The 24063-nt window shown below is 69.4% G+C and carries 26 protein-coding genes; 12 read left to right on the forward strand and 14 right to left on the reverse strand.

Features of this window, described 5'->3' with window-relative positions:
* Window positions 1-19: 19 nt before the first annotated feature.
* A complete protein-coding gene (locus ACIBTM_RS22730) occupies window positions 20-916 on the reverse strand; it encodes an oxidoreductase (RefSeq protein WP_395879074.1) in 897 nt (298 codons plus the stop codon).
* An 88-nt stretch (window positions 917-1004) separates the two neighbouring features.
* Here ACIBTM_RS22730 and ACIBTM_RS22735 point away from each other — a divergent pair, with 88 nt between their 5' ends.
* A complete protein-coding gene (locus ACIBTM_RS22735) occupies window positions 1005-1661 on the forward strand; it encodes a DNA-binding response regulator (protein WP_395879076.1) in 657 nt (218 codons plus the stop codon).
* Window positions 1662-1821: 160 nt separating this feature from the next.
* Here ACIBTM_RS22735 and ACIBTM_RS22740 read toward each other — a convergent pair whose 3' ends face one another.
* Window positions 1822-2706, reverse strand: coding sequence for an ADP-ribosylglycohydrolase family protein (locus ACIBTM_RS22740; RefSeq protein WP_395879077.1), 885 nt, complete (start codon window positions 2704-2706; stop codon window positions 1822-1824).
* A gap of 248 nt (window positions 2707-2954) precedes the next feature.
* On the opposite strand from ACIBTM_RS22740, the gene ACIBTM_RS22745 reads away from it, so the two are divergent.
* The 3 genes from ACIBTM_RS22745 (at window position 2955) to ACIBTM_RS22755 (ending at window position 5004) form a co-directional block, all read left to right on the forward strand.
* Entirely contained in the window at window positions 2955-3269 is a 315-nt protein-coding gene (locus ACIBTM_RS22745; RefSeq protein WP_395879078.1) for a hypothetical protein, read from the forward strand.
* A 34-nt stretch (window positions 3270-3303) separates the two neighbouring features.
* Window positions 3304-4515, forward strand: coding sequence for a peptidoglycan-binding protein (locus tag ACIBTM_RS22750; RefSeq protein ID WP_395879079.1), 1212 nt, complete (start codon window positions 3304-3306; stop codon window positions 4513-4515).
* A gap of 78 nt (window positions 4516-4593) precedes the next feature.
* Window positions 4594-5004 carry a hypothetical protein gene (locus tag ACIBTM_RS22755; RefSeq protein ID WP_395879080.1) on the forward strand — a complete coding sequence of 137 codons (411 nt, stop codon included), beginning with the start codon at window positions 4594-4596 and terminating at the stop codon, window positions 5002-5004.
* 96 nt (window positions 5005-5100) lie between these two features.
* Here ACIBTM_RS22755 and ACIBTM_RS22760 read toward each other — a convergent pair whose 3' ends face one another.
* The 7 genes from ACIBTM_RS22760 to ACIBTM_RS22790 form a co-directional block, all read right to left on the reverse strand.
* The gene (locus tag ACIBTM_RS22760) at window positions 5101-6084 is read right to left on the reverse strand and encodes a glycosyltransferase (RefSeq protein ID WP_395879081.1); all 984 of its coding nucleotides are present in this window, start codon (window positions 6082-6084) and stop codon (window positions 5101-5103) included.
* Window positions 6085-6165: 81 nt separating this feature from the next.
* Window positions 6166-7005 (reverse strand): hypothetical protein, encoded by an 840-nt coding sequence (locus tag ACIBTM_RS22765; RefSeq protein WP_395879082.1) that lies wholly within the window; start codon window positions 7003-7005, stop codon window positions 6166-6168.
* A gap of 194 nt (window positions 7006-7199) precedes the next feature.
* The gene (locus ACIBTM_RS22770) at window positions 7200-7940 is read right to left on the reverse strand and encodes a hypothetical protein (RefSeq protein WP_395879083.1); all 741 of its coding nucleotides are present in this window, start codon (window positions 7938-7940) and stop codon (window positions 7200-7202) included.
* Window positions 7941-8249: 309 nt separating this feature from the next.
* Window positions 8250-8801: a M23 family metallopeptidase gene (locus tag ACIBTM_RS22775; protein WP_395879084.1), complete on the reverse strand. Its 552-nt coding sequence runs from the start codon at window positions 8799-8801 to the stop codon at window positions 8250-8252.
* Between the two features lie 149 nt (window positions 8802-8950).
* Complete coding sequence (locus tag ACIBTM_RS22780; RefSeq protein ID WP_037346462.1) at window positions 8951-9391, reverse strand: hypothetical protein; 441 nt, start codon at window positions 9389-9391, stop codon at window positions 8951-8953.
* 67 nt (window positions 9392-9458) lie between these two features.
* Complete coding sequence (locus ACIBTM_RS22785; protein WP_240595116.1) at window positions 9459-9740, reverse strand: hypothetical protein; 282 nt, start codon at window positions 9738-9740, stop codon at window positions 9459-9461.
* Window positions 9741-9751: 11 nt separating this feature from the next.
* Complete coding sequence (locus ACIBTM_RS22790) at window positions 9752-10018, reverse strand: hypothetical protein (protein ID WP_395879085.1); 267 nt, start codon at window positions 10016-10018, stop codon at window positions 9752-9754.
* A gap of 155 nt (window positions 10019-10173) precedes the next feature.
* On the opposite strand from ACIBTM_RS22790, the gene ACIBTM_RS22795 reads away from it, so the two are divergent.
* Genes ACIBTM_RS22795 through ACIBTM_RS22805 form a run of 3 tightly spaced genes read left to right on the forward strand, consistent with a single transcriptional unit; the run spans window position 10174 to window position 12154 of the window.
* Window positions 10174-10596 carry a helix-turn-helix domain-containing protein gene (locus ACIBTM_RS22795; RefSeq protein ID WP_016331913.1) on the forward strand — a complete coding sequence of 141 codons (423 nt, stop codon included), beginning with the start codon at window positions 10174-10176 and terminating at the stop codon, window positions 10594-10596.
* 2 nt (window positions 10597-10598) lie between these two features.
* Window positions 10599-11081: an ImmA/IrrE family metallo-endopeptidase gene (locus ACIBTM_RS22800; RefSeq protein WP_395879086.1), complete on the forward strand. Its 483-nt coding sequence runs from the start codon at window positions 10599-10601 to the stop codon at window positions 11079-11081.
* Window positions 11078-12154 (forward strand): MAB_1171c family putative transporter, encoded by a 1077-nt coding sequence (locus tag ACIBTM_RS22805; protein ID WP_395879087.1) that lies wholly within the window; start codon window positions 11078-11080, stop codon window positions 12152-12154. The genes ACIBTM_RS22800 and ACIBTM_RS22805 overlap by 4 nt, the downstream gene beginning before the upstream one ends.
* Here ACIBTM_RS22805 and ACIBTM_RS22810 read toward each other — a convergent pair.
* On the reverse strand, window positions 12141-12812 hold the full coding sequence (locus ACIBTM_RS22810) for a hypothetical protein (protein ID WP_395879088.1): 672 nt from the start codon (window positions 12810-12812) through the stop codon (window positions 12141-12143). The genes ACIBTM_RS22805 and ACIBTM_RS22810 overlap by 14 nt on opposite strands.
* Window positions 12812-14332, reverse strand: a complete 1521-nt coding sequence (locus tag ACIBTM_RS22815) for a glycosyltransferase family 2 protein (protein WP_395879089.1) — start codon at window positions 14330-14332, stop codon at window positions 12812-12814. The genes ACIBTM_RS22810 and ACIBTM_RS22815 overlap by 1 nt, the downstream gene beginning before the upstream one ends.
* Before the next feature lie 472 nt (window positions 14333-14804).
* Here ACIBTM_RS22815 and wecB point away from each other — a divergent pair, with 472 nt between their 5' ends.
* The 3 genes from wecB (at window position 14805) to ACIBTM_RS22830 (ending at window position 19172) form a co-directional block, all read left to right on the forward strand.
* Window positions 14805-15962 carry a non-hydrolyzing UDP-N-acetylglucosamine 2-epimerase gene (gene wecB, locus ACIBTM_RS22820; protein ID WP_395879402.1) on the forward strand — a complete coding sequence of 386 codons (1158 nt, stop codon included), beginning with the start codon at window positions 14805-14807 and terminating at the stop codon, window positions 15960-15962.
* Window positions 15959-17686: a DUF2334 domain-containing protein gene (locus ACIBTM_RS22825; RefSeq protein ID WP_395879090.1), complete on the forward strand. Its 1728-nt coding sequence runs from the start codon at window positions 15959-15961 to the stop codon at window positions 17684-17686. The genes wecB and ACIBTM_RS22825 overlap by 4 nt, the downstream gene beginning before the upstream one ends.
* A 262-nt stretch (window positions 17687-17948) precedes the next feature.
* Window positions 17949-19172, forward strand: a complete 1224-nt coding sequence (locus ACIBTM_RS22830) for a DUF222 domain-containing protein (RefSeq protein WP_395879403.1) — start codon at window positions 17949-17951, stop codon at window positions 19170-19172.
* 98 nt (window positions 19173-19270) lie between these two features.
* Here ACIBTM_RS22830 and ACIBTM_RS22835 read toward each other — a convergent pair whose 3' ends face one another.
* Window positions 19271-20992: a tetratricopeptide repeat protein gene (locus tag ACIBTM_RS22835; protein WP_395879091.1), complete on the reverse strand. Its 1722-nt coding sequence runs from the start codon at window positions 20990-20992 to the stop codon at window positions 19271-19273.
* The gene (locus ACIBTM_RS22840; RefSeq protein ID WP_395879092.1) at window positions 20989-22164 is read right to left on the reverse strand and encodes an ATP-binding protein; all 1176 of its coding nucleotides are present in this window, start codon (window positions 22162-22164) and stop codon (window positions 20989-20991) included. The genes ACIBTM_RS22835 and ACIBTM_RS22840 overlap by 4 nt, the downstream gene beginning before the upstream one ends.
* Before the next feature lie 154 nt (window positions 22165-22318).
* On the opposite strand from ACIBTM_RS22840, the gene ACIBTM_RS22845 reads away from it, so the two are divergent.
* Window positions 22319-23383, forward strand: coding sequence for a DUF5925 domain-containing protein (locus tag ACIBTM_RS22845; RefSeq protein WP_395879093.1), 1065 nt, complete (start codon window positions 22319-22321; stop codon window positions 23381-23383).
* Here the strand turns inward: ACIBTM_RS22845 and ACIBTM_RS22850 are convergent.
* On the reverse strand, window positions 23380-23700 hold the full coding sequence (locus ACIBTM_RS22850; RefSeq protein ID WP_395879094.1) for a hypothetical protein: 321 nt from the start codon (window positions 23698-23700) through the stop codon (window positions 23380-23382). The two genes, ACIBTM_RS22845 and ACIBTM_RS22850, sit on opposite strands and share 4 nt — an antisense overlap.
* A gap of 197 nt (window positions 23701-23897) precedes the next feature.
* Between ACIBTM_RS22850 and ACIBTM_RS22855 the strand changes: the two genes are divergently transcribed.
* Complete coding sequence (locus ACIBTM_RS22855) at window positions 23898-24056, forward strand: hypothetical protein (RefSeq protein ID WP_395879095.1); 159 nt, start codon at window positions 23898-23900, stop codon at window positions 24054-24056.
* The last annotated feature ends 7 nt before the right edge of the window (window positions 24057-24063 follow it).

Here is a 24063-nt window from a genome sequence, read left to right on the forward strand (position 1 = left end):
TTGGGGGCCGGACCGGGGCTCACTCCCGACCGGCACCGTCCAGCAGTCCCAGCTCCTCCTCACTCAACCGCAGGCCGCCCGCCGCGACGTTCTCCGCCAGATGCCCGGGATCGCCGGTCCCGGGGATGGCGAGCACGTGCGCGCCGCGGTGCAGCGTCCAGGCGAGCCGGATCTGTGCCGGGGTCGCGTCGTGTGCCGCGGCGACCTTCGCGACTTCGGCCTCGCCCGGAACGGCGCCGGTCGCGGCGGCGCCCGGAATCGAGGTGGTGACGGCGAAGAAGGGCACGAACGCGATGCCGAGTTCGCCGCACAGGTCGAGAAGGGCGTCGTCCTCGCGGTCGGTCAGGCCGTAGCGGTTCTGCACGCAGACCACGGGGGCGATCGACCTCGCTTCGGTCAGCTGGTCCGCCACGACGTTGGAGATGCCGAGGTGGCGGATCAGGCCCGCCTCGCGCAGCTCCGCCAGCGCGCCGAAATGTTCGGCGATCGAGCCGGGTTCCTTGCCCATCGCGGCACCCCAGCGCAGGTTGACGACGTCGAGGTGGTCGAGGCCGAGTTGGCGGATGTTCTCCTCGACCTGGCCACGGAGCTGATCCGGCCGCGCGAAGGAGAACTCGCCGTCACGGGAACGGCCCGCGCCGACCTTCGTGGTGATGACGAGGTCGTCGGGATACGGCTGCAGCGCGGTGGCGATCAGCTCGTTCGCCAAGCGCCTGGGCGTGAAATAGAACGAAGCCGTGTCGATGTGGTTGACGCCGAGCTCGATCGCTCGGCGCAGGACGGTGATCGCGTCCTCGCGGCTCTTGGGCGCCTCGTCCCAGGGCATCCCGGTCAGCCGCATCGCGCCGAGGCCGAGGCGGTTGACGGTGCGATCGCCGAGCCGCCAGGTGCCGGCGTTGTCGTGAAGTTTCGTCATATCCCTCAGCGTCGTGACGCGCCTGCCCGTAGTCAGGAAATGGCAACAACCTGCCACCTGGTCGCGCGGGTGGGGCAGTATCGGTGTCATGCGGACGAGTGATTCGGTGACGATCGTGCGCGGCGAGGAAGAGCTGTTCCGCCGGGTCGGGCACCTGTTCTCGACCGTGACCGACCTGGCGTGCGCGGCCAACGACCTCGCGACCTGGGTGGCCGATCGCCGGTCGGAGGAACTCACCGCGGCCGCCGAGCGCCGGGCGGGCCAGATCCGGATCCGCAAGATCTACCGGGCGGGTCTGCTGCTCGACCCGGGGTCCGCGCAGGAGCTGGCGCGGGTCCGCGACCGGTTCGGCGCCCGGATCCGGATCTCCACCGAGGACCTCAACGAGACGATCGTCCTGGACGGCAGGCTCGTCATCCTCGCCGGTGACCTCACCGCCGGGCAGCGCGGCTACAGCGTCATCACCCAGCCCGAAACCGTGCAGGGGGTGATGTCGCTGTTCGAGGCGGCCTGGCGATCGGCGACCGATCTCGCCGTCTTCGACGCGCAGGTGTCCGAGATCCGGCGGCTCGCGCCCGCGGTGCTGGACCTGCTCGGCAGCGGCGTCAAGGACGAAGCCGCCGCCCGGACCCTCGGCCTCGGCGTGCGGACCTACCGGCGCCGGGTGGCCGAGCTGATGACCGCGCTCGGCGCCGAGTCCCGTTTCCAAGCCGGTGTCCGGGCGCGCGAGCTCGGCTTGGTCTAGGCCGTGTCCTGCAAGTCTTGTTCGCGGTCTTCGCGCCCAGGCGGTCCCTGACGGCACGGGTGGATGCGGCCGAGTACGACCCGGTACGAGGCCGATCCGCCCGCACCGTCAGGAACCACCTGGATCACGAAGCCCATCGAACAGACTTACAGGACACGGCCTAGACGCCCGCCCAATCCGGGAGCGGTTCGCAAACGTCCCGCCAGGACGGCGGCAGGCCGTCGACACCGACACGGGTCGCGACGATGCCGCCGACGATGGCGCAGGTGGTGTCGACGTCGCCACCGGCGCCCGCCGTGGTCCAGAAGGCCCGCACGTAGTCGTCGAGGTCGCGGGTCGCGGCCCACAGGGCGAACGGCACCGTGTCGTGGGCACCGGTTCGGCTGCCGTTGCCCAGCTCTTGGGCGGCGATCGCGGCCGAGGGCTCGTCGGCCAGGCGGACGGCGGCGCGGACACCGTCGTGCACGCGGCCCGGCGGCACCCGCCGCAGCACCTGGCCGAGGAAGTCCTTCGGTGACGGCGGCTCCGGGGTGGTGGCCAGCGAGGCGGCGACCGCGACCGCGATCGCGCCCGCCACCCCGTCCGGATGGGCGTGGGTCACCTCGGCCGAAAGCGCGGCCTGGCGTGCGGCTTCGTCGGGATCGCCGCCGAACCAGGCGCCGAGCGGCGCGACGCGCATCGCCGCGCCGTTGCCCCAGGAGCCCTGCCCGTCGAACAGATCCGCGACCAGTTCCCGCCACGAGCCGCCCTCGCGGACGAGACGCAGCAAGCGGTTCATGGACGGGCCGTACCCGCGGTCGAAGTCGTGGTGCGTCGCGAAGCTCGCGGCCAGCAGGTCTTGGTCGATCTGGCCGGCCCGGTCCAGGACGGCGAAAACGGAACACGCCATCTCGGCGTCGTCGGTCCATTGCCACGGGCCGGGCGGTGTTCGCCGCCGTGCCCAGTGGTCGCGATTGCCGGGGACGAAGAACTGGGAGCCCAGCGCGTCGCCGAGGGTCAAGCCGTACAGGGAGTTCAAGGCGCGAGTGCGCCGGTCGATGGTCATCGCGGCCCATTCTGGCAAAGCCCCCGACCGGGTGAGCTTCGGCTCCTGCCGGTGGGTGCCGGGAGGGTAAGATCTCCCCGCCGAGGACGCCGTGGAAATCTTCCGGGAACCAACGCGCGACCGGATGCGTCGGTGTACACGAACGGCGTCATCGCGTTCAGGGAAACGGTGCGCACGCGTGGGTGGGAACTCATAGGGTGCGCGGTAGAGCAATATGGGTCAGGCAAGCACGGGCTGGAGGATCATTCATGACTCGCCGATTCGATCCAGAGCAGATCGCCGCGCTGGCCAAGAAGGTCGGCGGGCTCAAGGACGGCTACACCGGCACGGGCAAGGACCTGGGCGACGGCGACCCCGGAGCCGCTTTCGGCGACCTGAAGAACGCGGCCAGCACGGGGACCACGATGAAGGGTTTCCACCGCGGTGTGAACGCCGAACTGGCGGCCGCCGCGAAGCTCGTCGACGCCGCGTCGAACGCGCTGGCCAACGCCGCGCAGCGGATGCGGAACGACGAGGCCGCGGGTGTCGACACCCTCCGAGGCAACGGCCGCGAGCGGGACTGATCGGACTGAAGACGGGAACCAGGGGGATTTACCGATGACCACCGCGGAGCGGAATCCGAGCACGCTCGACGACCCGTCGCACGACCGCCCGAAGTCGCTGGACGCCATCGACAAGCACGCCCAGCAGACGCAGAAGCTCAACTCGGGCGCGGTCAACGACCAGGCCAGGAAGGTCGGCGGAGCCGCCACCCGGGCCAACGACCTCGGCGACGACCTCAAGGTCTTCCGTGACGACGTCCTGCGCCACTGGGAGGGCAAGGACGCCGACGCCGTCGCCGACCATCTCGAAAAGCTCGGCAAGGCCAGCTACAAGGTGAGTGACAAGGCCGAGGCGGCCAAGAACATCCTCCAGCGGGTCTCCGAGATCATGGACGAGGTCAAGAAGAAGGTCGCACAACTCGCCCAGGAAGCCAACGACAAGGACGCGGACAACCGCAAGCTGATCGACTCGGCCCGCCGCCGGAAGAACAGTTCCGAGGACGACAACGAGATCGCCGCGGCCGCGTCGGACATCGAGCGGCTCCGGCAGCTCAACGAAAAAGACTCGAACGGCAAGAAGGACGAGATCGAGAAGGCGCTGGACGACGCCGAGAAACAGATCGACGATCTCCTCAAGCCGCTCGGCCTGGAGATCGAAGGCGGTTTCCTCGAGCTGATCCCCGCCGACGACGGCCAGACCACGGCGTCGAGCGTCCACGCCAAGCCGGTCAACTCCAACGTCGGCAATGCGCCGAGCTACGGCGGTGGAGACGGCGGCGGTGGCGGAGGCGGCGGTGGTGGCGGCGGAGGCGGCGGAGGCGTGCCGGGCGACGGCAGGCCCGCCAAGCCGATCGACGCCCGAGGCGACAACCCGGCGAAGATCGCGGAGAAGTTCCTCGGCCGCAACGCCGGCGACCTCAAGGGCAGCGGTGAGCTCCCCGCCATGCAGTCGTGGGTGCCCAACAACGTCAACTGCGCGAACTTCGTCTCCGGCTGTCTCGAGGCGGCGGGCCTGATCGACAAGGGGCAGGCCAGTGCCTCGGTCGCGGGTCTGTCGGCCAACCTCGAAGCGGACGGCTGGCGGTCGGTGCCGCTCTCCGAGGCGAAGCCCGGCGACGTGGTGATCTCGAACAACGGCGGGCACGTCGTGCTGTACGCGGGCGATGGCCAGTTCATCGGCTCGAACAACGTCAACCCCGACGGTTCGCAGAAGATCAGCATGGGCGGCGGTGGCGGCCTCGTGAAGATCCTCACCCCGCCGACCTGATCCGACAGAACGCCGTAGCAGCACCGGGCAGGCGGACGCGATCGCTCGCGTCGCCGCCCGCCAGTGGGAGGTAGCTTGATGTACACCCCGTCCGCACGACCGTTTCCGGTGGCGCTGAATCCCGGCGACCCGGTCCGGGAAGCGGTGCTCCAGGCCGCCACCGCCCGGCTCGACGAGGAGTTCGGCGATCAGGTCCGGGTGGCCGTGGAACAGCTCGACCGGCTCGGTCCCTGGGTTTTCCTGCAGGGCACGATGCGTCCCGCCGAAGCAGGCCGTCCGTACTACGCCGGCACCATCTACGAGAACCGCCGGGCCGACGGCGTCATGTCCGACGTCTACGTCGCCCTGCTCAAGAAGAAGAGCGAAACGAGCGTCGACGACGACGCGAGGTCCTGGCGGGTGGCCAACTGCGCCATCGGCCCGACCGACGTCGCCTGGCTGACCTGGCCGGACGACTACGAGATCCCGCAGGCGCTGTTCGGGTTCTGACCCAAGGTCATGCCGAGCGGGGAGGATTCCGGACACTGAACGTCCCAAATCCTCCCCACTCGCCGACATCGGCTCCACCAGAACTGTCCTTGCCGCTCACGAGGCCCGAGTCCATTCCGGCAGGGTGCGGGCGACCTCGTCGGGCGAGGGCATCCGGGCGATCTCCTCGGCGATCGCCCGCGCGGCGTCGCGATGAGCGTTCCGCCCCAGCAGGGTCCGTGTGTGCGCGGCGACGGCTTCCGCGCTCAGATCGCCGGGCTGAAGGCTCAGCGCGGCCCCCGCGGCGCACAGCGCTTCGGCGTTGGCGAAGTGGTCGGCCCCCTGCGGGAGGACCAATTGCGGGACACCGGCGGCGAGCGCGCCGAGCGTCGTGCCGCTGCCGCCGTGGTGTACCACCGCGTCGACGTGCGGCATCAAGTCCGTTTGCGCTACCCAAGCCCGCACCGTGACGTTGTCCGGGACGGCGCCGAGTTCCTCCGGGCGGATCCGTCCCGAGGCGACGACCACGTGCGCGCCGAGCGGGGCCAGCCCCCGGATGGCCGTGGTGAGGACTTCCGGCGTGCCGAACGCGGTGCCGAGCGTCAGGTAGATCAACGGTCGCCCGGCCGTTTCGAGCCGCGCCGCCGGTTCGGAGAACGGGACGGGACGCAGTTCGACGCGTTCGGCCGTCGCGAGGAAGTCCTTGTCCTGCAAGGACGGCGGGCAGATGTCGAGATGCGGCCGGTCGGGTCGCGCCGGCGGCTGAAGCCCGATCCCGTCGGGGAACATGCGGCCGAAACCGTGCCAGATCCCCGGGATCCCGGCGCGCTCCGCGGCGACGGCCGCCCCCGGCTGCCCCCATTCGTGCACGACGAGGTCGGGCCGTAGCCGCGCCAGTTCCGGTTCGAGGTCCTCGGCGTAGATCTCGTAGAAGGCGTCCGCCGGCCGAAACGGTCGTAGGCCGTTCCTGAGCAGTGGCGGATGGACGTTCTCACCGGCGGCGAAAAGCACCTCGTGCCCGGCGTCCCTGGCGGCGATCGCGAGCGGGATCAGCGGATAGGTGTGGCCGACCGACGCAAGACTGGCGAAGAGGACCCGCATACTCAGATGTTAACACCAGATGTTCGAAACATCTGAAAGCGGGCGGCCGGGTGATCCGGCCGCCCGCTGGCTTTTCCCTGGTCAGGGGCGGTAGATCTCCTTGACCGTGGTGATCTGGTCGGCGCCGTTCACGCTGATCAGCGCGAGCACCGGGTTACCTTCACGCAGCTGCTGGATCAGCTGGTCCTGACCGCACGGCAGGCTGCCGTAGCCCTCGTCGTCGATGGTGACCGACTCGCCAGGGCACAGGGTGGCCGCGCTCAACACCTCGCCGCCCTTCTGCAGCGGAAGCCGGTAGGTCTTGCCGTCGACCGGGTCGGCCTGGCCGGTGATCAGCTGGAAGCGGACCATCCGCAGATTCGCGTCGTACCCGGTGAACTGCACCCGCTGGGTGGAGTTCGGGAATTCGCGGTTCTGCTCTGCGGGCGCCTTCCCCGCGCCCGCGGGCCTGGTCTCCAGCTGCAGGGAGCTGTTCGGCACGCCGCAGACCACCTCGGTCCCGGATTCCGTCAGCCGGGCGCAGGTCCACCTGCCCTGGACGTCGAGCACCCGCTCGCCGGGGCCTTCGGCCTGCGGCAGCTTCTCGTAGTACTCGGTGATCACGTTGTACGCCTCGGTGCAGCCCGGTGTGGTGCCGTCCGTGGCGGCCACCGCGATCAGGTCCATTTTCGGCCGCCCGGGGGCGCCGACCTGGCCGCCATGCTTGCTGCAGTTGACGTCTCCGGGGGAAGACTCGTTCTCGGAACCTCCGGCGGCCGCCCCTTGACCACCGCCCGCCTGAGCCTGTTCCACGGCGGCGTTCTTCACCGGAGAACCATTTCCCGCGACATTGTTCCCGCCGCACGCGGAAAGAAGTGCGGTGGCCGCGAGCGCGCCGCCTGCAATGGCGGTCTTGATGGTCTTCTTCGCGGTGAATTTCATTTCAGCGCCCCTCTCGCATCCATTGTTCGAAGCTTTGTTCCCGAAGACGCCGGAAGCGGAATGGGGTTGCGTCGAAAGGCGGTCGCGGCGCAGAGCTGCCCGAAGGTCCGAACCGTCGTGTCCGCAAGGGCACGACCGCGATCGGCCGCGCAACCCTCCCCGGCGTTGCCCGCCGGGGAGGGGCGTGGAGCGGGTTACGGGATGACGCGGTTGCGCAGGTTGTTCGGGTACGGGCCTTCGCCGTGGATGTTCAGCTCGTTGCCCACTTCGAAGCTGTAGTACGGATGCGAGCTGAAGTAGCTGTCCAGATTGGTGCCGCCGAAGCAGATCAGATCCGCGCCACCGCCCGCGTTGGGGCCGTTGCACAGGCTCAATGTCGGGTACCGGAAGGAATCCACCGGCCGGAAGCCGGCGCCACCGGGACCGGGAACGGGCAGATGCCCGATCAGCCCGCCGGGGTCACCCGGCCAGTTCGACTCGACGGGCTGCCGCCGCCCGTCGGCGAACAGCACGCCCTGGATGTTCCGTCCGGGCGGTTCGGTCTCCAGCACCGTGCCCGCGACGAGCGCGCCGAGGCTGAACCCGACGATGTACACCTTCGTTTCGAGGTCGCAGCCGTAGGTGACATAGAGGTTGTAGAGCGCGGTCCGGAGATTGGCGACACCGGCGTCGACGTCGGCGTACAGATTGACGTCCCCGGCGCCGTTCGGATACGGAATACGCACCGGGTCGGCGCCGCCCGGTGCGAGTCCCCGGTCCAGAAGCTTTTGCGCGCCGCCGTCCTGATATCCCGGCACGACGAACATGACCGGTCCGCACGGGCCGTCCGGGCGGGCGGGTGCCGCCTGTGCCGCTCCCGAACCGGCGATCGCGCCGGCCAGGGTGACTACGGACAGGACGGCGGTCGCGAGCAAACGCGCTCCGGTTCTTTTCATCGGTTTCTCCCCACTGTCGTATTGCCGCGCCGAACGCTAATGAGGGCCGATGAAATACCGATGAAATGCGGCGCCGTACCCACTTTCGGGTGAATTTGTCGTCTTCGTCTCAAGTTTTGTGCCCGGGTTGTGGCGGTAATTCGCAACCGTCCGCTCCGGCGCCCGGCCCGCGTGCGAGTGACACCGTCGTCGTTCCGGATCGACGGCGTGGACGAACAGACCGGCTCGGCGCGTATCACCATCACGAAATCGGCGGGCTGACCGGGGGAGCACCCGCGGCGCCACGGGTGTCCTGCCGGAGCCGCGGGGTCAGGCCCTGGTGTTGACGCTGACCGGGCGGGAACCGGTCGGTGGGGTCCAGCCCTGGAGGGTGGAGCGGATGCCGACGCGGGTGGAGCAGTTGATCACCTGGTAGTGCAGGTGATAGTCGGTGGCCGCGCCGGTTTTGCCCGACCAGCCGATGACCCGGCCCTGCGGGACCCAGGTACCCGCGTTGTAGATGGCCTTGTTCAGGTGGATGTACTGCGTGCAGGTGCCGTTGGAGTGCCGGATGATGACCTCGATGCCGTTCTGCCAGTACGGCGACCAGTCCGAGACGAGGATCTGGCCGCCCTGTGCGGCGGACACCTCGTAGTTGGCCGGGAGCGCGAAATCCCATGCGTACTCGTTGTAGGGGCCGGTGTGGGAGTAGGTTCCCTCCGGTCCTTGGGAGACGGTGTAGGCCTCGCCTGCCGGATACGGCAGTTCGTAGTAGTAGTCGACGGCCGAGGCCGTGCCGGAACCGGTGATCGTGATACCGGCGGCCATCAGTGCGGCGGCCGCCATCGTGACCAGTCTGCGCGGTAGTGCTTTTCCGCTCATGGTGTCCTCGCTTTTCGTGCGATCAACGCCCAGCCGTCGGCCGGGCGTCCCTTACTGAACAGGCAGGCCACGGCTCGGACAATGGTTTGTTCAGGGCTTGCGCGAAGGCGAGAATGGGGCTATTTCACCGGCCTCGATCGTGGACCCGGTCAGCGGCGGCCCGCCGCCAGGATGACGAGGAACTGGCCGCCGCCCGGTTCGACGGCGGCGGTCACCGGCAATCCCGGCACGAGCCGGGAGAATCGGTCCACCAGCCAGTCCGCCGCCTCTTGAGCGTCCTGCTTCGTCGGGCAACGGGCGACCATTTCGCGGCCGCCCTTGCGTTCCAGCCGTCCGGCGACGGTGATCAGCGGCGCGGGTTCGACCACGTGCAGACGGTCCGGCCAGGCGATGACCACCTTGACGGCGCCCTTGCGGGTGTTGCACCCGCGGTGCGCGAGCCGCTCGGCGATCTTGGCCTTCCGGTCCGCGGTCCGGCTGTCGACGCTCGGGCCCCGCGGGTCGTTCACCGACATGTCCGGGTCGACCGGTTCGTCGCACACCCAGCATCGCCAGCCGTCGCGTTCGGCCACGTCGTCGAGGAGACTCACCCGGCCAACCTAGCTTGAAATCGGTGAAGGCCTCCTCGGGGGACCCAAGGAGGCCTTCACCGACCGCCTACTTCGTACAGTGGATCCCGGCTTCACCCCGGTACATCACGAAACTGATCTTCACCGAGTACAGGTGGATGATCACGCACTGATCCGGCGTGTACCCGTAGGCGGAAGCGTGGTCGTAGGCCTGCTGCAACGCCGTCCGCTTGGCCGAGGCCGACGTCTTCTCCACGGTGGTCCCGAGGAACGCCCGGGTCTCCTCGGCGCTCGCCACCGACGGCGCGAGTGTCATGAGTCCCGCGAGGACCACGGCGGCCCCGGTGGCGCGGGCGATCGTTCTGTTCATGTTCTCCCCTTTCAGCGCTGGCAGTAGAGCCGGACGCGCGCGCTGTAGTAGTTGAAGTGCGACCGGACGTCGGAAGCGAGGACGTAACACTGCGAGTCCAGCCAGCCCGTGTTGCGCGCGTAGGTGCGCGCGACCTTCTCCGCCGAGCCGATGGCGTCCGTCGGATACGGGCCGATGCCGGTGGCATAGAAGTCTCCGGTCTCCACAGCGAGCGCGGGCTGTGCCGACATGGTCACCGCGGCCGCCACCAGGGCGGCCGCGGTCAGCAACCTCTTCATGGGAGATCCCCCTTCTGGTTGTCAGCCAGGATCGACCGACTCCCCTTGGTCATTCATCTCAGCTAACGTGGAAACCGTAGAGCGACGGCCGTCCGGCTGTCAACCTAGATGAACAAAGCGCCACAAGTCGTTCATTTCAGCTAACGGAGGTGAAGATGACCGAACCACGGGCGACCACGCTCACCGACCGGATCGACCGCCTCTTCCAGGTGGTCCGGCGGCCCAACGGCGAGCAGCACAGTCACGAAGAGGTGGCACGGGCCTGCCGGGAGAGCACCGGCGAGTCGTTCTCCGCCGCCTACCTCTGGCAACTGCGGACGGGCCGCCGGGACAACCCGACCAAACGGCATCTCGAAGCGCTCGCGGCGTTCTTCCAGGTGCCGCCCGCGTACTTCTTCGACGACGAACAGGGGAGGGCCCTTGCCGAGGAGGTCGAACTGCTGGGAGCGTTGCGCAACAGCGCGGTGCGCAACCTGGCGTTGCGTGCGGTGACGCTGTCCGAGGAGGGGCTCGGCACCGTGACCGACATCGTCGAGGCGATCAAGCGGCGCGAGTCCAAGCGTGACCAGGGGGAGTAGCCATGCTGGGCAGGAAGAGCGCGCTCTGGCGCAGATGTGAGCGCATCGCGTGCGCCGTGCGGCTGCCGGAGCCGTTCGACGTCACCACGTTGTTCGGCGAAGTCGCGGCGATGCGGGGGCGGCCCATCGAACTGGTGCCGCTCCAGGCGCGGCCGGGGGCGCCGTGCGGTGTGCTCGCGGCCACCGATCGGGCGGACTACGTGTTCTACACGCGGGACACGTCTCCGTTGCACCAGCGGCACATCCTGCTGCACGAACTCGGGCATCTGCTGTGCGGGCACGTCGAAGGCGAGGTGCGGCCGGAGACGATCGCGGAGATCGTCGCGCCCACCCTGTCGGTGGAGCTGGTCCGCCGGGTCCTCGGCCGCACGACCTACGCGCGGGAACAGGAGAAGGAAGCCGAACTCGTCGCTTCGCTGCTCATGCGCCGCGCCGCCCGCGGCGGGCCGGAATCCGATCGGCTGCGTCACGCCCTCGGGTCATGATCAGCTACCTGTCCGCCGCGCTGCTGGCGCTGATCGGCTTCACCCGGCTGATGACGGTTCGCGCCGGGCCGAGGTATCTGGCCACGTTCTTCCTCAGCATGGCGGCGGGGCTCGCCGTCTCCGCCGAGGACACGGTCCGGTTGCTCGGCGACGAACTGCTTCCGCGGCTGGTCACCAACGCGCTGCAACTGCTCGCGATGCGCGCGCTGGTGCAACTGGTCCGCAGCACCCGGACTCCGGAGAAGCCGACGCCGTTCTGGCCGATCATGGTGTGCTGGACCCTGATGGTGTTGTGCTATCTGGACTTCGCGCCGCATCGGCTCGAGGTGGGCACGCCCGGGTTCCAATGGCGCTGGAGCATCGTGGCCTATCAGGTGATCCTCACGACGTACGCGGTCACGTGCCTGGTGATGTTCATCCGCACGCTCGCCCGCAGCGCCGCCGGCCGTCCACGAGGGGCGTTCCGGACCGGTCTGCGGATCCTGGTCTGCGCCGCCGTCGTCACCATCGGCTGGGCGCTGTTCTCCGGGCTTCCCTCGCTGTGGCTGGAGATCACCGGCCTCGCGGACGTCGACTTCATGCCGCGCGCCCGCCTGGCCGGGCTCTGCGCGATGGTGTTGTGGGTCCTCGGCGGATTGTTCACCACCTGGGACGGCGCGCTCCGGCTGGCGCGCGCGTGGCGAAGGATCCGCGCGGTGACGCCGTTGTGGAAGGAACTCGTCGCCGCCCACCCGCAGATCGCGCTGCCCGTGCGGCACGACCTCGAATTCACCTTGTACCGCAGGGTGATCGAGATCCGTGACGGCCTGCTGGCGGTGCGGGCACACGTCCCGCCGCAGCTCGGGGACTGGCTGCGCGTCCCGGTCGACGAACCCACGCGCGCCGCCGCCGAACTCGCGGCGGCGCTGGTGATGCGGGAGGCGGGCCGGAGCTGGCCGGACCACCCGGCGGGACCGCACCCCAGCGTGCCGGACGAAAGCGCCTGGCTGAGCGCCGTGTCGTCCGCGTTCACGCGATCCCGTGTCGTGCGGGAGGTCCGTGAACGCGCGCTGGCGGAGGTCAAGGCCTCTTGAGTTCCAGCGTGGCGTTGTGCAGCGACGAGTACAGCGGGTCGGAGGTGAAGTCCGGCCCGGTCTCCTCGCCGAGGTAGACGTCGATGTGCCGGTCTCCGCCGAGCCCGGGAGTGAATTCGTCCATGATCCGCCAGGAGGCGGAACGCAGCCGGTCGCAGACTCCCGAGTCGATCGCCGTGCCGTCCTCCGCGGTGCCGCAGCCGGTGATCCGCAGTTCGCGGCCGTCGGCGAGGACGGCCGGATCCGCGGCGGCGGAGACGAAGGGTTCCAGCGGACGGCCGTGGCTGTCCCGGGGTGCGTTGTCCAGCCAGAAACCGGTGTCGTGCGACCAGTTCAGGTAGCGGCCGGCGTGACGGCCGCTGACGATCCGGCCGGTGCCCTCGTCCTCGACGGCCTGCACGAAGTCTTCGGGATAGCTGCCCAGCGGGTCGCCGCCGCGTTCGCAGTCGAGCACCAGGCAGCCGGTGACCGGCACCGCGTCGTCGTGGTGATGCGACTCGACAGCGGTGTAGTACACGGTCACGTACCACCCGGCGGACGACTCCTTCCCGGCGCCGTCGCGGTCGATGGTGGAGGCCGCGGCGAGGGCCAGTCCGGCGGCCGCCAGGGCGAGAACGAGCTTGTTCCGCTTCGGGCGGCGCCGGTGCCGGCTTGCCATCACACCCGCTCCAGTCGTTGTGTCGGTTCGGTTCCGGCCAGCGGGTGCGGGACCGGCCGGGTCGGCTCGGCGGCGGCCAGCGCCGCCGCGGGAATCGGCTGGGTGACACTGGGATCGACCGGCACCGGCGGGACAGTGGGCCGCGGCAGCGGAAGCGGCACGGGCTGCGAGACCGGGGCGGGTGCCGCCATCGGAACCGGCATGGGCGGCATCGGTGGCATCGGTGGCGTGGCCTGACCGTCTTCGGCCAGCCGTTCGGTTTTGGCCCAGCCGTTGCGGCCGGACAGCAGCCGGAACAGCGCGCGCCACGTCGCGATGATGCCCAGCGCCAGGAACCACGGGTAGAGCAGACCGGCGAACAGGCACCGCAGGATGTTCTCGTCGCGGAGCCGGACCCAGTAGACCAATCCCCAGAGCAGGCTCGGCAGCATGGCCAGCCCGACCAGCATCGCGGCCGACGTCGGCAATGTGTCCACTGTGGCCACCAGCCCGCCGAGTGTGCTCCCGGTGGCCAGCGCCACCGCGGAAGCCGCGACCAGGCCGACCAGCAGCAGTGACATGGGTACGGTCAGCCATGGCGAGAGCAGGTAGATCAGGAAGTCGGTGAGACCGAGCCCGCTGACGAACCGCGACGTGGTCAGTTTGCGCAGGTGCCGGAAGCATTGCAGGTTGCCCTGCGCCCAGCGGGTTCGCTGACGCAGCAACCGTTTCACGTCGGTCAGTCCCTGCTGGGTGACCCACGCGGATTTCGTGTAGCGCACCCGGATACCGGCCAGATGCAGGCGCAGACCGAGTTCCAGGTCTTCGACGAGACAGGCCGACCACGGGCCCGGGTGGAACCGGGCGAGAACGGATAGCCGGGTGAATTGGCCGTTGCCGCCCAAGCCGACGCTGCCGACCAGGTCGCGCAGGGACTGCGAGGAGTCGGCGATGGCACCGAATTCCAGATCCTGAAGCAGCGCCAACGTCTTGTGCCGGTTGTGGATGCGGACCCGGCACTGCACGGCGCCGACCGTCTTCTCCGCCATCAGTTCGGCGATCTCGTCGAGCATCCCCTCACTGCAACGGCCGTCGCCGTCGACGATCCCGACGATCGTCTGCTCGATGGTGCCTTCGCGGCGGGCGATGTCGAGGATGTAGCGGTACGCCGTGTTCAGGCCCTCTCCCTTGCCCTGCCGGGCCATGGGCAGCTCGCGGCGCAGCACATGCAGCCGCGGATCCCTGATACCGGCGAGGATATGCGGCGTCGCGTCGTCGGAGGCGTCGTCCACGACCACGACCCGGACCGGCGTGTACCGGGTTCCGGTGGCCAGCGCGTTGCGCACCGTGTTCGCGATGACGCGTTCCTCGTTCAGCGCCGGGATGACGATCCAGAACGGCACCGGATCCGGTGTCCGGCGCACACTGCGCGGCCGTTGCGGGGACCGCCAGGCGAACACCGCGAGGACGAGGTTCTGCAACGGCCACCAGATCAGCACGCCGACCATGATGGTGGCGATGACGGACAGGCTGGTTTCCATTTCGCTAATTCCCCCTTTCCGGTGCGGGCGCGATGCGCACGAGAATCGAACGAATCGCGAAAAGCAACAGAATGAACGCGGCGAGTGACAAGAGCGGCCAGGCGCCGATCCCCGCGGTGACCCCCATGGTCGCGGTCGCGCCGACTGCCGGTCCGATTCGGATCACAGACATTTCTCCCCCAAATCAAGCGTGCTCAAACCCTTGTGTGTAAAAGGATTGTGCGTGATGCGTCGGGCCCCCCGGCCGATCCCGCATCGTCGACTGAGACGTGAAGAGTCGTGCCCCGGTTCCCTCGATCGGGTGAGGAAATTCGACGGGAACCGGACGGAACCACTCTGCGTCGCATCGGGCACAGCGCCCCGCATAAATGATCATGCGAAGAGCGCGGAATCGCGAAAAGAATATTCGAACCTTGGGGGAGTCATGGTTTGGAATCAACGGGGAAACGAAGTGCCGCGGGTGTGGCTCGTGATGGGTACCCGGCCGGAGGCGATCAAACTGGCGCCGGTCGCCGAAGCGATCACCGCGGCCGGGCGGATGACGCCCTGCCTGGTCGCCACCGGGCAGCATCCGACGATGGTCGACCAGGCGCTGGAGACGTTCGGGGTCCGCGCGGACGTCACGCTGCCGCTGCACCGCCGCGACGGCGGCCAGCCCGAACTACTCGGCCAGATGCTGACCGGCCTGGACGCGCTGGCCGATCGTGAACCGCCCGCGGCGGTGGTGGTCCAGGGCGACACCACGACCACCCTCGCGGGTACGCTCGCCGCGTTCTGGCGGCGGGTTCCGGTGGTACACCTGGAAGCCGGTCTGCGGTCGTTCGATCTGGCCGCGCCCTTCCCGGAAGAGCTGAACCGGCGGTTGGTCACCCAGGCCGCCTCCTTGCATCTGCCGCCGACCTCGGCCGCCGCGGCCAATCTGCTCCGTGAGCAGGTCCCCGCCGAACAGATCGTGGTCACCGGCAACACTTCGGTGGACGCGATCCGCGCGATCGCCGACCGCGGCGCGGTGGACTTCCAGGACGGGCGGGTCGCCACGGCGGTGGAGGCGGCCGCCCGCGGTGAGCGGCTGGTGCTGGTCACCGCGCACCGCCGCGAATCCTGGGGCGAACCGCTGCGCCAGGTGCTGCGCGCGGTCACCGAACTGGTCGCCCGCCATCCCGACGTGTCCGTGGTCCTGCCCGCGCATCCGAATCCGGCCGTACGCGCGCTGGTCGACGAAGAGCTGGGCGGCCTGCCTCGCGTGGTGGTCACCGAGCCGCTGCGTTACGAGGAACTGGCCGGTGTGCTCGCGGCCGCCACGCTGGTGTTGTCCGACTCCGGCGGGATCCAGGAGGAGGCGCCCACGTTCGGGGTGCCGGTGCTGGTGTTGCGCGAGGTCACTGAACGGATGGAAGCGGTCGACGCCGGTTGTGCGCGGTTGGTCGGCACCGACCGGGAACTGATCGTGCGGACGGCGACGGAACTTCTCACCGACCCGCGGGCGAGGGCGGCCATGATGGGGGAGGGCAATCCGTTCGGCGACGGAAGGGCCGCGTCGCGTACCGAGTGCGCGCTGGCCAGGCTGCTCGGGCTGAGCGCCGAGCCGGTGGAAGAGTTCGCCGCGGTGTCCGGGGGTGTGCTGGTATGAGCCGGAAGCGGAAGGAAGACCGGCGACGGCGTACACCCGCCGGGCTGCGGTTCGCGGCGCTGGCCGTCGTCGTCGCGACCGGCCTGGTGCTGCTGGTCGTGTACACGCGCCCGGCGAGCGCGATCCTCGCTTCGCCCGCGGCGGCCCCGGTTTCGCTCGGAGACCGGCTGGCGATGGGCAACGAAGCCGGCAGTCCCGGCCCTGGCGGGAACCGCGCCCACCGGACCTTGGTGGTCTACGACGCGGGTGAGCGGGACGCGCCGAACCCGCCCGCCGACGCGGACGAAGCCGGGATGGCCGAAGCGTTCGCGATGCAGACCGCGAACCTGGTCTCGCGGGCGGGCGGCTGGACGATGCGTGCCGCCGCCGACTACCGGGCGGGCGAGATCGGCGGATACCAGGCACTGGTCTATGTCGGCTCGATCAGCGACGCCGCGCTGCCCGCCGCACTGCTCGCGGACGTGCTGGCCGCGAAGGTGCCGGTCGTCTGGCTGGGCGAGAACGTCCATCGCCTGGTGGAGCACGATCCGGGCGTCACCGCGCGCTGGGGCTGGACACCGGTGGGGCGTACCCCGACCTCGCCGACCGAGGTCCGCTACAAGAACGTGTCGCTCGAACGCAACCCCGAGATCGGCTCGGTTCCGTTGGTGCGGCGGGAAAACCCGGCGGTCAACGAAGTGCTCGCGGACAGCGTCACCGGCGGCGAGCACACGCCGTGGGCGGTGCGCTCGGGGACCTTCACCTATGTCGCGGAGGCACCTTTCTCCTACGTCAACGAGGGGGACCGGTACCTCGCCGCCGCGGACATCCTGCTCGGCACGCTCGCGCCGAAAACCGCGGAACGGCACCGTGCGCTCGTGCGGATCGAGGACATCGGCCCGCGCACCGACCCCGGTCAGATCCGCCGGATCGCCGATCTCCTCGGTGGGCAAGGGATCCCGTTCTCGCTCGCGGTCTATCCGTACTACGCGGATCCGCACGGTGTGGCCAACGGCGGCAGGCCGACCTTCGCGCGGCTCGTGGACAGCCCGGCCTTGGTGGACGCGCTGCACCACGCGATCCGGCGCGGCGCGACGATGCTCATGCACGGCTACAGCCACCAGTTCGAGGAACTGGCGAACCCCTACGGCGGGGCGAGCGCGGCGGACTACGAGTTCTACACGGCGATCGTCGACAAGAACAACCACGTCGTGGAGACCGGCCCGGTCCCCGGTGATTCCGCGGAATGGTTCCGCGGCCGGATCGCCACCGGGCTCGGCGAATTCCGCCGGGTCGGGCTGCCCGAGCCGGAAGTGTTCGAGTTCCCGCATTACGGTGGTTCCGCGGTGGACTACAAGGAGGTCAGTTCCCACTTCGCCGCGCGCTACGATCAGGGAAGCTATTTCGCGGGATACTGCCCGCGCGGTGCCTGCGGCTCCACCTCGACCGTGTCCTATCAGAACAAGTACGGTCAGTACTTTCCTTACCCGGTAAGGGATGTCTATGGCGCGGTGGTGATACCGGAGAATCTGGACCATATCGCGCCGGAGCCGTTCAACCAGCATCCGGCCCGGCTGCCCGCCGACCTGCTCGCCGACGGTGCGAAGTCCAAAGTGGTCCGCGACAACGTGGCCAGCTTCTTCTTCCACCCGTTCCTGCCGCTGGAACACCTGAACACGGTGGTGCTCGGCCTGCGGGCGCAAGGGTACGAGTTCACCACGGCCAGCGAGGTCGCCCGCGGCTGATCCCCGCTACAGCCGTTCGCCATTTCGGTGAGGACGTAGTCCCGGTGATGGGGGAGAGAGACCGCGGCGGCGAAAATCCCCCAGGGTCTGTCCATCCAGGGACTCTGCCCGCTGTCGTGAGTGTTCGGGTCGTCAGAGGGCTTGTCGAGTTTTGACCGCGGCGGCCCGTTGCCGAAAATCGGCAATGCCTCTGTCATTCGTGGGGCCGGGAATTGTCGGTGGTGGGTCGTAGGTTCGTGGGGTGGATACTCATTCCGCGCCTGTGGCGCTCTTGGAAAGCCTCACCGATCCCGAGGTGCTGGCGGCGGTGAACGATGCCGCGAATCTGTTGGACGACAAGGATGCTGTGGCGTTGGCGCAGGCGGCGTCGGCGGGGATCGCGCGTTTGGAGGCGGTGCGGTTCCGGGCGTTGGCGCAGCTGAGCCGACATCGTGAGGGGGCGGGGAGTGTGGCGCAGGAGGTCGCGTTGGCGTTGTCTGTCACGGACAATCATGCGGGTGCGCTGGTCGCCGCCGCGGACGCGCTGAGCGGTCGCCTGCCTCGCACGTTGAATTTGATGGATGAGGGGAAGCTGGCCGGTTTCAGCGCGATGAAGGTGGCCACGGCCACCGCGTGGCTGTCGGATGAGGACGCTCGTGCGGTGGACGCGTTGTTGGAGGATCGGATCGCGGAGAAGAATCCGGATCAGGTGCGGAAAGCCGCGAACCATGCGGCGAACACCATCGACCCTGAGGGGGCTGGTAAACGAGCCGAGCATCATCGTGAGGGCCGTCGTCTGACGTTGCGGCATGGTGAGACCGGGGTGGCCTCGATTGAGGTCGAGGATGGGCCGGTGGAGAAGGTCGCTGCCGCGTATCAGCGGATCGACCGTGAAGCACGCGCCCTCAGGGGCGATGGCGAGACTCGCACTCTGGAGCAGTTGCGGGCGGATGTCGCGCTGGATCTGCTGCTGGTCGGCCAGGGTGGGGCGGGTGAGCGCAGCGAAGTGTTCCTGTATATGGATCTGTTCACCTATCTCGGGTTGAATGATGATCCGGCGGAGCTGGCCGGGCACGGCACGATCCCCGCAGCGCTGGCCCGGCACATCGCCGGCGGTGGGAACACGGTGTTGCGGCGGATCATCACCGATCCGCTGTCCGGGCAGGTGCTCGATCTCGGCCGGGACCGGTACCGGCCGACCGCGGGTTTGGCGGAGTTCGTGCGGGTGCGGGACCGGGAATGCCGAAGACCCGGCTGCCACCGGCCCGCCCAAGCCTGCGACATCGACCATTCACCGCCCTGGCAACACGGCGGGCACACCGCCGACACCGAACTCATCGATCTCTGCCGCCGTGACCACCGGTTGAAGGACGAACCCGGCTGGACCTACCACCTCGCCCCCGACGGCACCCTCACGATCACCACGCCCACCGGGCAGCGCTACGACAGCACACCGCCGCCACTTCACGAACCCCGCCCGGCAGCCGACGAACCACCACCGTTCTGAGGCCGTCGCCGAAAAGCGACGATGGGCGGCGTGGGGACCGGCAAGTCGTCGAAAAGCGGCGAGCCCCCCTTTCGGGCACGCACGGCGCCTGCCTCCGCTCAGGCACCGGTGACGTGGATCCGGGCGATACTCCCGTCCGCCCAGCGCAAGCCGAGGTGATGCCCGGCGAACTCGTAGACGACCGTGGCTTCGCCGTTGGCACGGTTCACCCAGCTGTTGTGCGGAACGGCCCCATGCGCCCGCACGTAGGCATCGACGGATCCACGATGGCCGCCGAGGTCGAGCCCGGAGATCAGGCGGTCCGCGTCCGGGCACACCGCGACATCGACGCTGACCCTCGTCACCAGCCCGTCGAGCACCTCCAGGTAGACGCCGTCGGCGCTCGGCTCCTCGGGGACCAGCTCACTCCGCCGGACGGTCGAGCGGGGGAAGAGCCGCCGCAGTTCCGCGTATGCCGGGGAGTCCTCGGACGCGCCCAAAGCGGCGCACATCGTCACGATGACACCTGTCAGCGGCGTCCCGGGTGCCGGAAGCGGATCGACCGTGGGCTCCTCGGTCTTCAGCGGTGCCGGTCGCGGGTCCTGGCCGCCGAAGCTCGCGACCCGGTCCCAGATCCAGTCGGCCATCGAGTCGGCGACGGGCTCGTCGGGCTGACCCGGCCGACGTTTCACCAGCCGCCCGAACGCGACGGCGACCAGGTAGGTCCCGGCGTCGTCGGTCATCACCTGCTCCCAGACCTCTTTCTCGGGCCAGTCGGGGTGCGCCGCCCGGTCGGCTTCGATCTCGGCGTCCATGGCGAGGATTTCGGCCGCCGACATCAGGCGGAACGACTCGGTCCAGCCCCAGGTGGCGCCGGAGCCGGGCGGCTGGCCGTCGTGCCAGGTGAGCAGATCCCTCGCGACCATGGAGCCGACCTTTTCCTCACCCTCGGCCAGATCCGCGGCCGTGGCTCCCGGCCGGAGGGTGGCGCGCAGCCCGGCGGGCATCACCGCGTCCAGCGCCGCCAGCGCGGAGGCCAGGTCGATGCCGAGCGTCTGGTCGCGGATCTGCTGCCACGCCATCTCGAGCGCGCCGGTGCCTTGGATGTCCGCCAGGCTGATGTCGTCGCCGCGTGCCTTTTCGACGATCCGCAGCATCGTCCGAGCGGTCTCCACCAGGGTCTGCAACAGGTCGTCGGTCGGGTCCGTGCGCAGCAGCCGAAGACCGAGTTGTTCGGCGTCGTCGAACCGGTACTGCGCCAGGTAGGCGTAGCCGAGCAGCGTGGCGACCCAGGAGTCCGCCACGTTCGTCCGGATGGCCTCCTCGGCGGCGGGAACGAACCGTTCGGGTGGTGCGCAGGTGCCCAGCAGGTACTCCGCGCGTTTCGCCAGTGCCTTGGGGAGGTGGTCCGGCGCAGTCCGCGCGCACAGCGCCACCGCCTCGTCGAGTTGCCGCCACCCGGCCTCGTGCTCCCCGGCGCAGGCCTGGGCGTGGCCCAGTTGCATCCAGTCGTCCCAGTCCCCATGGTCGTGGCCCAGTACGGTGCGCGCCCACCGGAACGCCTCGTCGTGGTTGTGCTCTCCCGATTCCAGATGCCGAAGCGCGCGAGCCGCCCAGATGAACTGGTTGTCGCGGCGACCGGCCACCCGGTGATAAAGGCGCCGTGCTTCGTCCGCGTCGCCGCAGGACTCACGGTGATAGGCGAGCACCATCAACGCGCTGCTCCGCTCCGGCTGGGCCGCGAGCACCCGCACCGCCAGCTCGGCGACCCGGGGATGCGTCGGCTGTGCCTCGAGGAGTTCCCACGCCAGGTCGAGGTCCCGTTCGACGGTCTCGCTCATCGCATGCCCCGCTTCACCCGGTACGCCCGGAGCTGGTCGAAGGTGCCGTCGTCGACGCCGAACTCCAGCACCGGCGCCACCTGGTCGAACCAGGATGTCGTGGACGGGGTGATGCCGCCGACCGCGGCCTGCAGCGCGGCGGTGGTGACCGGCACCAATTCGCCCTTGCTCATCGACTCGACCATCGCCTGCTGCAGCACGGTGGTGGTCAGGTGGCTGAGATCGGCACCGGAGAACCCTTCGGTCGCCGCCGCGATGGCCACGACATCGACATCGTCGACAGGTTTGCCGTCCAGCGCGCCCTGGACGATCGCCGCCCTGGCGACCGCGTCCGGCGGCAGCACCAGCACCGTCTTGTCGATCCGGCCCGGCCGTCGCAGCGCGGAGTCGATGTCCCACGGCCGGTTCGTCGCGGCGAGGAAGTAGACCCCTTCGTTCGCGCCGGCCACGCCGTCGAGCTCCTCCAGGAGCTGGGTGACGAGCATCCGCATCGACTGCGATCCGCCGCCACCGGAGGTGCGCCGTCCGCCGAGCGCGTCGAACTCGTCGAAGAAGATCACGCACGGTGCCGCCGCGCGGGCGTGGCGGAACACGCTCTGGATCGCCTTTTCGCTCTCGCCGATCCATTTGCTGAGCAGGTCCGCGAGGGTCACGTGGATGAAGGACGCGCCGAGATCACCGGCGATCGCCCTGGCGATGAACGTCTTGCCGCACCCGGGCGGGCCGTACATCAGCAGCGATCCGCCCGGTTTCTGCCCGAACGCCGCCGCCAGTTCGGGATTGCGCAGCGGAGTGAGGAACGCGGTGTTCAGGTGCTGTTTGACCTCGGCGAGCCCCGCGACGTCGGCCAGCGTCACCGCCGGGCGCTCGGCGTCCCACAGCGACGCCGAAGCCGCGGCGCTCGTGTCGTGACGGTCCTCATCGGACGGGGCGGCCACGACCTCGGCGGGCGGTGGGGTGGAGGTCCGCAACCGCGCCGCCATCAGCCGGGCGCGCAGCAAGCGGATCCGCGCCGGAGCACCGCCGTGTGCCTCGAACGCCGTCAGCTCGGTGGCGGCGCGGTCCGGGTCCTGTTCCAGCAGCAGCGTGATGAAGTCCTCGCGCAGCGCCAGATTGCCGGGGTCGGCCTCCACCTCACGGGCGATCACCTCGATGAAGCCGTCATCGCTCACCGCGCACCTCCTTCCGCGAATGGTCCAGTGTCAGACGAGAGACAATCATCCCGGCGATCGTGGCGGACAGGCGGTCCGGCGAAGATCCCTGTCAGGGGTGAATTGGGGGACGGTCCCTGATGTGCGCCGGCCTCGCGGGATGGACCGTGATGTGGTGACAGCAAGGACAACGGAGTTACCCCAGTCTCTCGACCGTGCGATGTTCTTCGGCGGCAACGTGCCGATGGAAGGTGTGTTGAACGCGCTGGCCATGGAACCTTTCATCACCGGGTCGAAGCCGCACTCACGGGCCGCCGAAATCACCGAGGTCTCACCGGACGCGACGCTGCTGCCCCCGGGAGTCACCGCAGATCTGACGTACGAACTGGACGGACGGCGCTCGCATCTCGCCTACGGTCCCGATTGGACGCTCGTCGCGATGCGCCGTCGCGCCGGCGCCGCCACGGTCTGCGTCTGCGCCACGTCCGGCGACCTGGCGGACGAGGTGCTCGCGGCCGCGATCGGAACCGCGCGGACGGGGGTGCCGGGGGAATCGGCCGTACCGGTCGGATTCTGGCATGTGCAGGGGTGCGGTGGAGCCGGGGTGCGCGCGCCCAGGACGATGGACCTGCCGCCGTGGCAGGCGATCCGCGGCAACTACCCGCGGTCGGCGGTGACCGCGCTCGACTCGCTCATGGCGGCGCGCCCGCAGGACATCACCGGCAGGCTGATCCTTCTCCATGGCCCCGCGGGCACCGGCAAGACGACCGCGGTGCGCGCACTCGCGCATGAATGGCGGGACTGGTGCCAGGTCGACAACGTCCTCGACCCCGAGGTCCTGTTCGCAGATCCGGGCTATCTGACCTCGGTGGTGCTCGGAGAGGAGCGAGCGGACAAGCGGAAATGGCGGCTGCTGATCCTCGAAGACTGCGACGAACTCGTCGGCGCGGACGCGAAACGCGACTCCGGGCAGGCCCTGTCCCGGCTGCTCAATCTGACCGATGGACTGCTCGGCCAGGGACTGGACATCCTGGTATGCCTGACCACCAACGAGAACGTCGCACGGTTGCATCCGGCGGTGGTCCGGCCGGGCCGTTGCCTCGCGGAGATCGAGGTCTGCCCGTTGCCGCGAGACGAGGCGGCCACTTGGCTGGGCACGGAGGCCGGCGCGGAGATCGGTGCCGGGGGCGCCACACTGGCCGAGCTGTATCGGCTGCGAGCCGAGGGCGTGCCGGTCTAGGTCGTTCGCCGGTCCCGCGGGCGGCGGGCTGTTAGGGTCCGCGCCATGCGGGTGTGGTGGTGTGGCCTGGTCGTGGGCGCGGTCGCGCTGTTCGGCGCGTGCGCCGGGGGCGGGTCGGGGCGCGGCCAGGTGGTGCCCCCGGCGACGACCCCGACGATTCCGACGACGGCGACGACCACCCCGGTGAAGACGACGACGTCGCCGCCGGGGACCCCGGCGACCACCACGACCCGGATCACCCCGGAGACGACGAGGACCACGACCCATCGCTCCACGACGACCGCGAAGCGCCCGACGACCCCGCGCCGCACCATCACCCGCAGACGCTGACCACCGGCGCTTTCACGCGGATGAAAGCCGCGTGAAAGCCGCGTTCCTAGCCTTTTGGTGGGGCAGGGACGAGAGGGGATCGCGTGGGGTACGAAGTCGATCCTGGTGCCGGTGGTGGAGACGAAGGTCGAGGCGTTCTGGGACGTCTGCGACGCCACCGACGAGGGATTCGAAGAGATCCTCGGTGTGGTTCACCGACCGGATCGAGGGCAACCGGCATCGGATCGCGGTCCGGGCCGAGGACCGCCGCAACGCCTTCGCGCCACCGAGTTCACGACGGCCCCGGGAATTCGACTTCGAGCCGGACTGGGACGACGATCCGGGCCCTCGGCGGCGGCGGTAGCCCGACC

The sequence above is a fragment of the Amycolatopsis sp. NPDC049868 genome, assembly GCF_044461365.1.
Classification (GTDB): domain Bacteria; phylum Actinomycetota; class Actinomycetes; order Mycobacteriales; family Pseudonocardiaceae; genus Amycolatopsis.

Excerpts from the sequence above, each read along its gene's own strand:
- ACIBTM_RS22760 (WP_395879081.1), bottom strand. The coding sequence starts at position 6,084 with ATGCGGGTCCTCTTCGCCAGTCTTGCGTCGGTCGGCCACACCTATCCG.
- ACIBTM_RS22810 (WP_395879088.1), bottom strand. The coding sequence starts at position 12,812 with ATGGCAAGCCGGCACCGGCGCCGCCCGAAGCGGAACAAGCTCGTTCTC.
- ACIBTM_RS22730 (WP_395879074.1), bottom strand. The coding sequence starts at position 916 with ATGACGAAACTTCACGACAACGCCGGCACCTGGCGGCTCGGCGATCGC.
- ACIBTM_RS22750 (WP_395879079.1), top strand. The coding sequence starts at position 3,304 with ATGACCACCGCGGAGCGGAATCCGAGCACGCTCGACGACCCGTCGCAC.
- wecB (WP_395879402.1), top strand. The coding sequence starts at position 14,805 with ATGGGTACCCGGCCGGAGGCGATCAAACTGGCGCCGGTCGCCGAAGCG.
- ACIBTM_RS22740 (WP_395879077.1), bottom strand. The coding sequence starts at position 2,706 with ATGACCATCGACCGGCGCACTCGCGCCTTGAACTCCCTGTACGGCTTG.
- ACIBTM_RS22745 (WP_395879078.1), top strand. The coding sequence starts at position 2,955 with ATGACTCGCCGATTCGATCCAGAGCAGATCGCCGCGCTGGCCAAGAAG.
- ACIBTM_RS22775 (WP_395879084.1), bottom strand. The coding sequence starts at position 8,801 with ATGAGCGGAAAAGCACTACCGCGCAGACTGGTCACGATGGCGGCCGCC.
- ACIBTM_RS22825 (WP_395879090.1), top strand. The coding sequence starts at position 15,959 with ATGAGCCGGAAGCGGAAGGAAGACCGGCGACGGCGTACACCCGCCGGG.
- ACIBTM_RS22790 (WP_395879085.1), bottom strand. The coding sequence starts at position 10,018 with ATGAAGAGGTTGCTGACCGCGGCCGCCCTGGTGGCGGCCGCGGTGACC.
- ACIBTM_RS22755 (WP_395879080.1), top strand. The coding sequence starts at position 4,594 with ATGTACACCCCGTCCGCACGACCGTTTCCGGTGGCGCTGAATCCCGGC.
- ACIBTM_RS22800 (WP_395879086.1), top strand. The coding sequence starts at position 10,599 with ATGCTGGGCAGGAAGAGCGCGCTCTGGCGCAGATGTGAGCGCATCGCG.
- ACIBTM_RS22835 (WP_395879091.1), bottom strand. The coding sequence starts at position 20,992 with ATGAGCGAGACCGTCGAACGGGACCTCGACCTGGCGTGGGAACTCCTC.
- ACIBTM_RS22735 (WP_395879076.1), top strand. The coding sequence starts at position 1,005 with ATGCGGACGAGTGATTCGGTGACGATCGTGCGCGGCGAGGAAGAGCTG.
- ACIBTM_RS22815 (WP_395879089.1), bottom strand. The coding sequence starts at position 14,332 with ATGGAAACCAGCCTGTCCGTCATCGCCACCATCATGGTCGGCGTGCTG.
- ACIBTM_RS22795 (WP_016331913.1), top strand. The coding sequence starts at position 10,174 with ATGACCGAACCACGGGCGACCACGCTCACCGACCGGATCGACCGCCTC.
- ACIBTM_RS22805 (WP_395879087.1), top strand. The coding sequence starts at position 11,078 with ATGATCAGCTACCTGTCCGCCGCGCTGCTGGCGCTGATCGGCTTCACC.
- ACIBTM_RS22785 (WP_240595116.1), bottom strand. The coding sequence starts at position 9,740 with ATGAACAGAACGATCGCCCGCGCCACCGGGGCCGCCGTGGTCCTCGCG.
- ACIBTM_RS22770 (WP_395879083.1), bottom strand. The coding sequence starts at position 7,940 with ATGAAAAGAACCGGAGCGCGTTTGCTCGCGACCGCCGTCCTGTCCGTA.
- ACIBTM_RS22765 (WP_395879082.1), bottom strand. The coding sequence starts at position 7,005 with ATGAAATTCACCGCGAAGAAGACCATCAAGACCGCCATTGCAGGCGGC.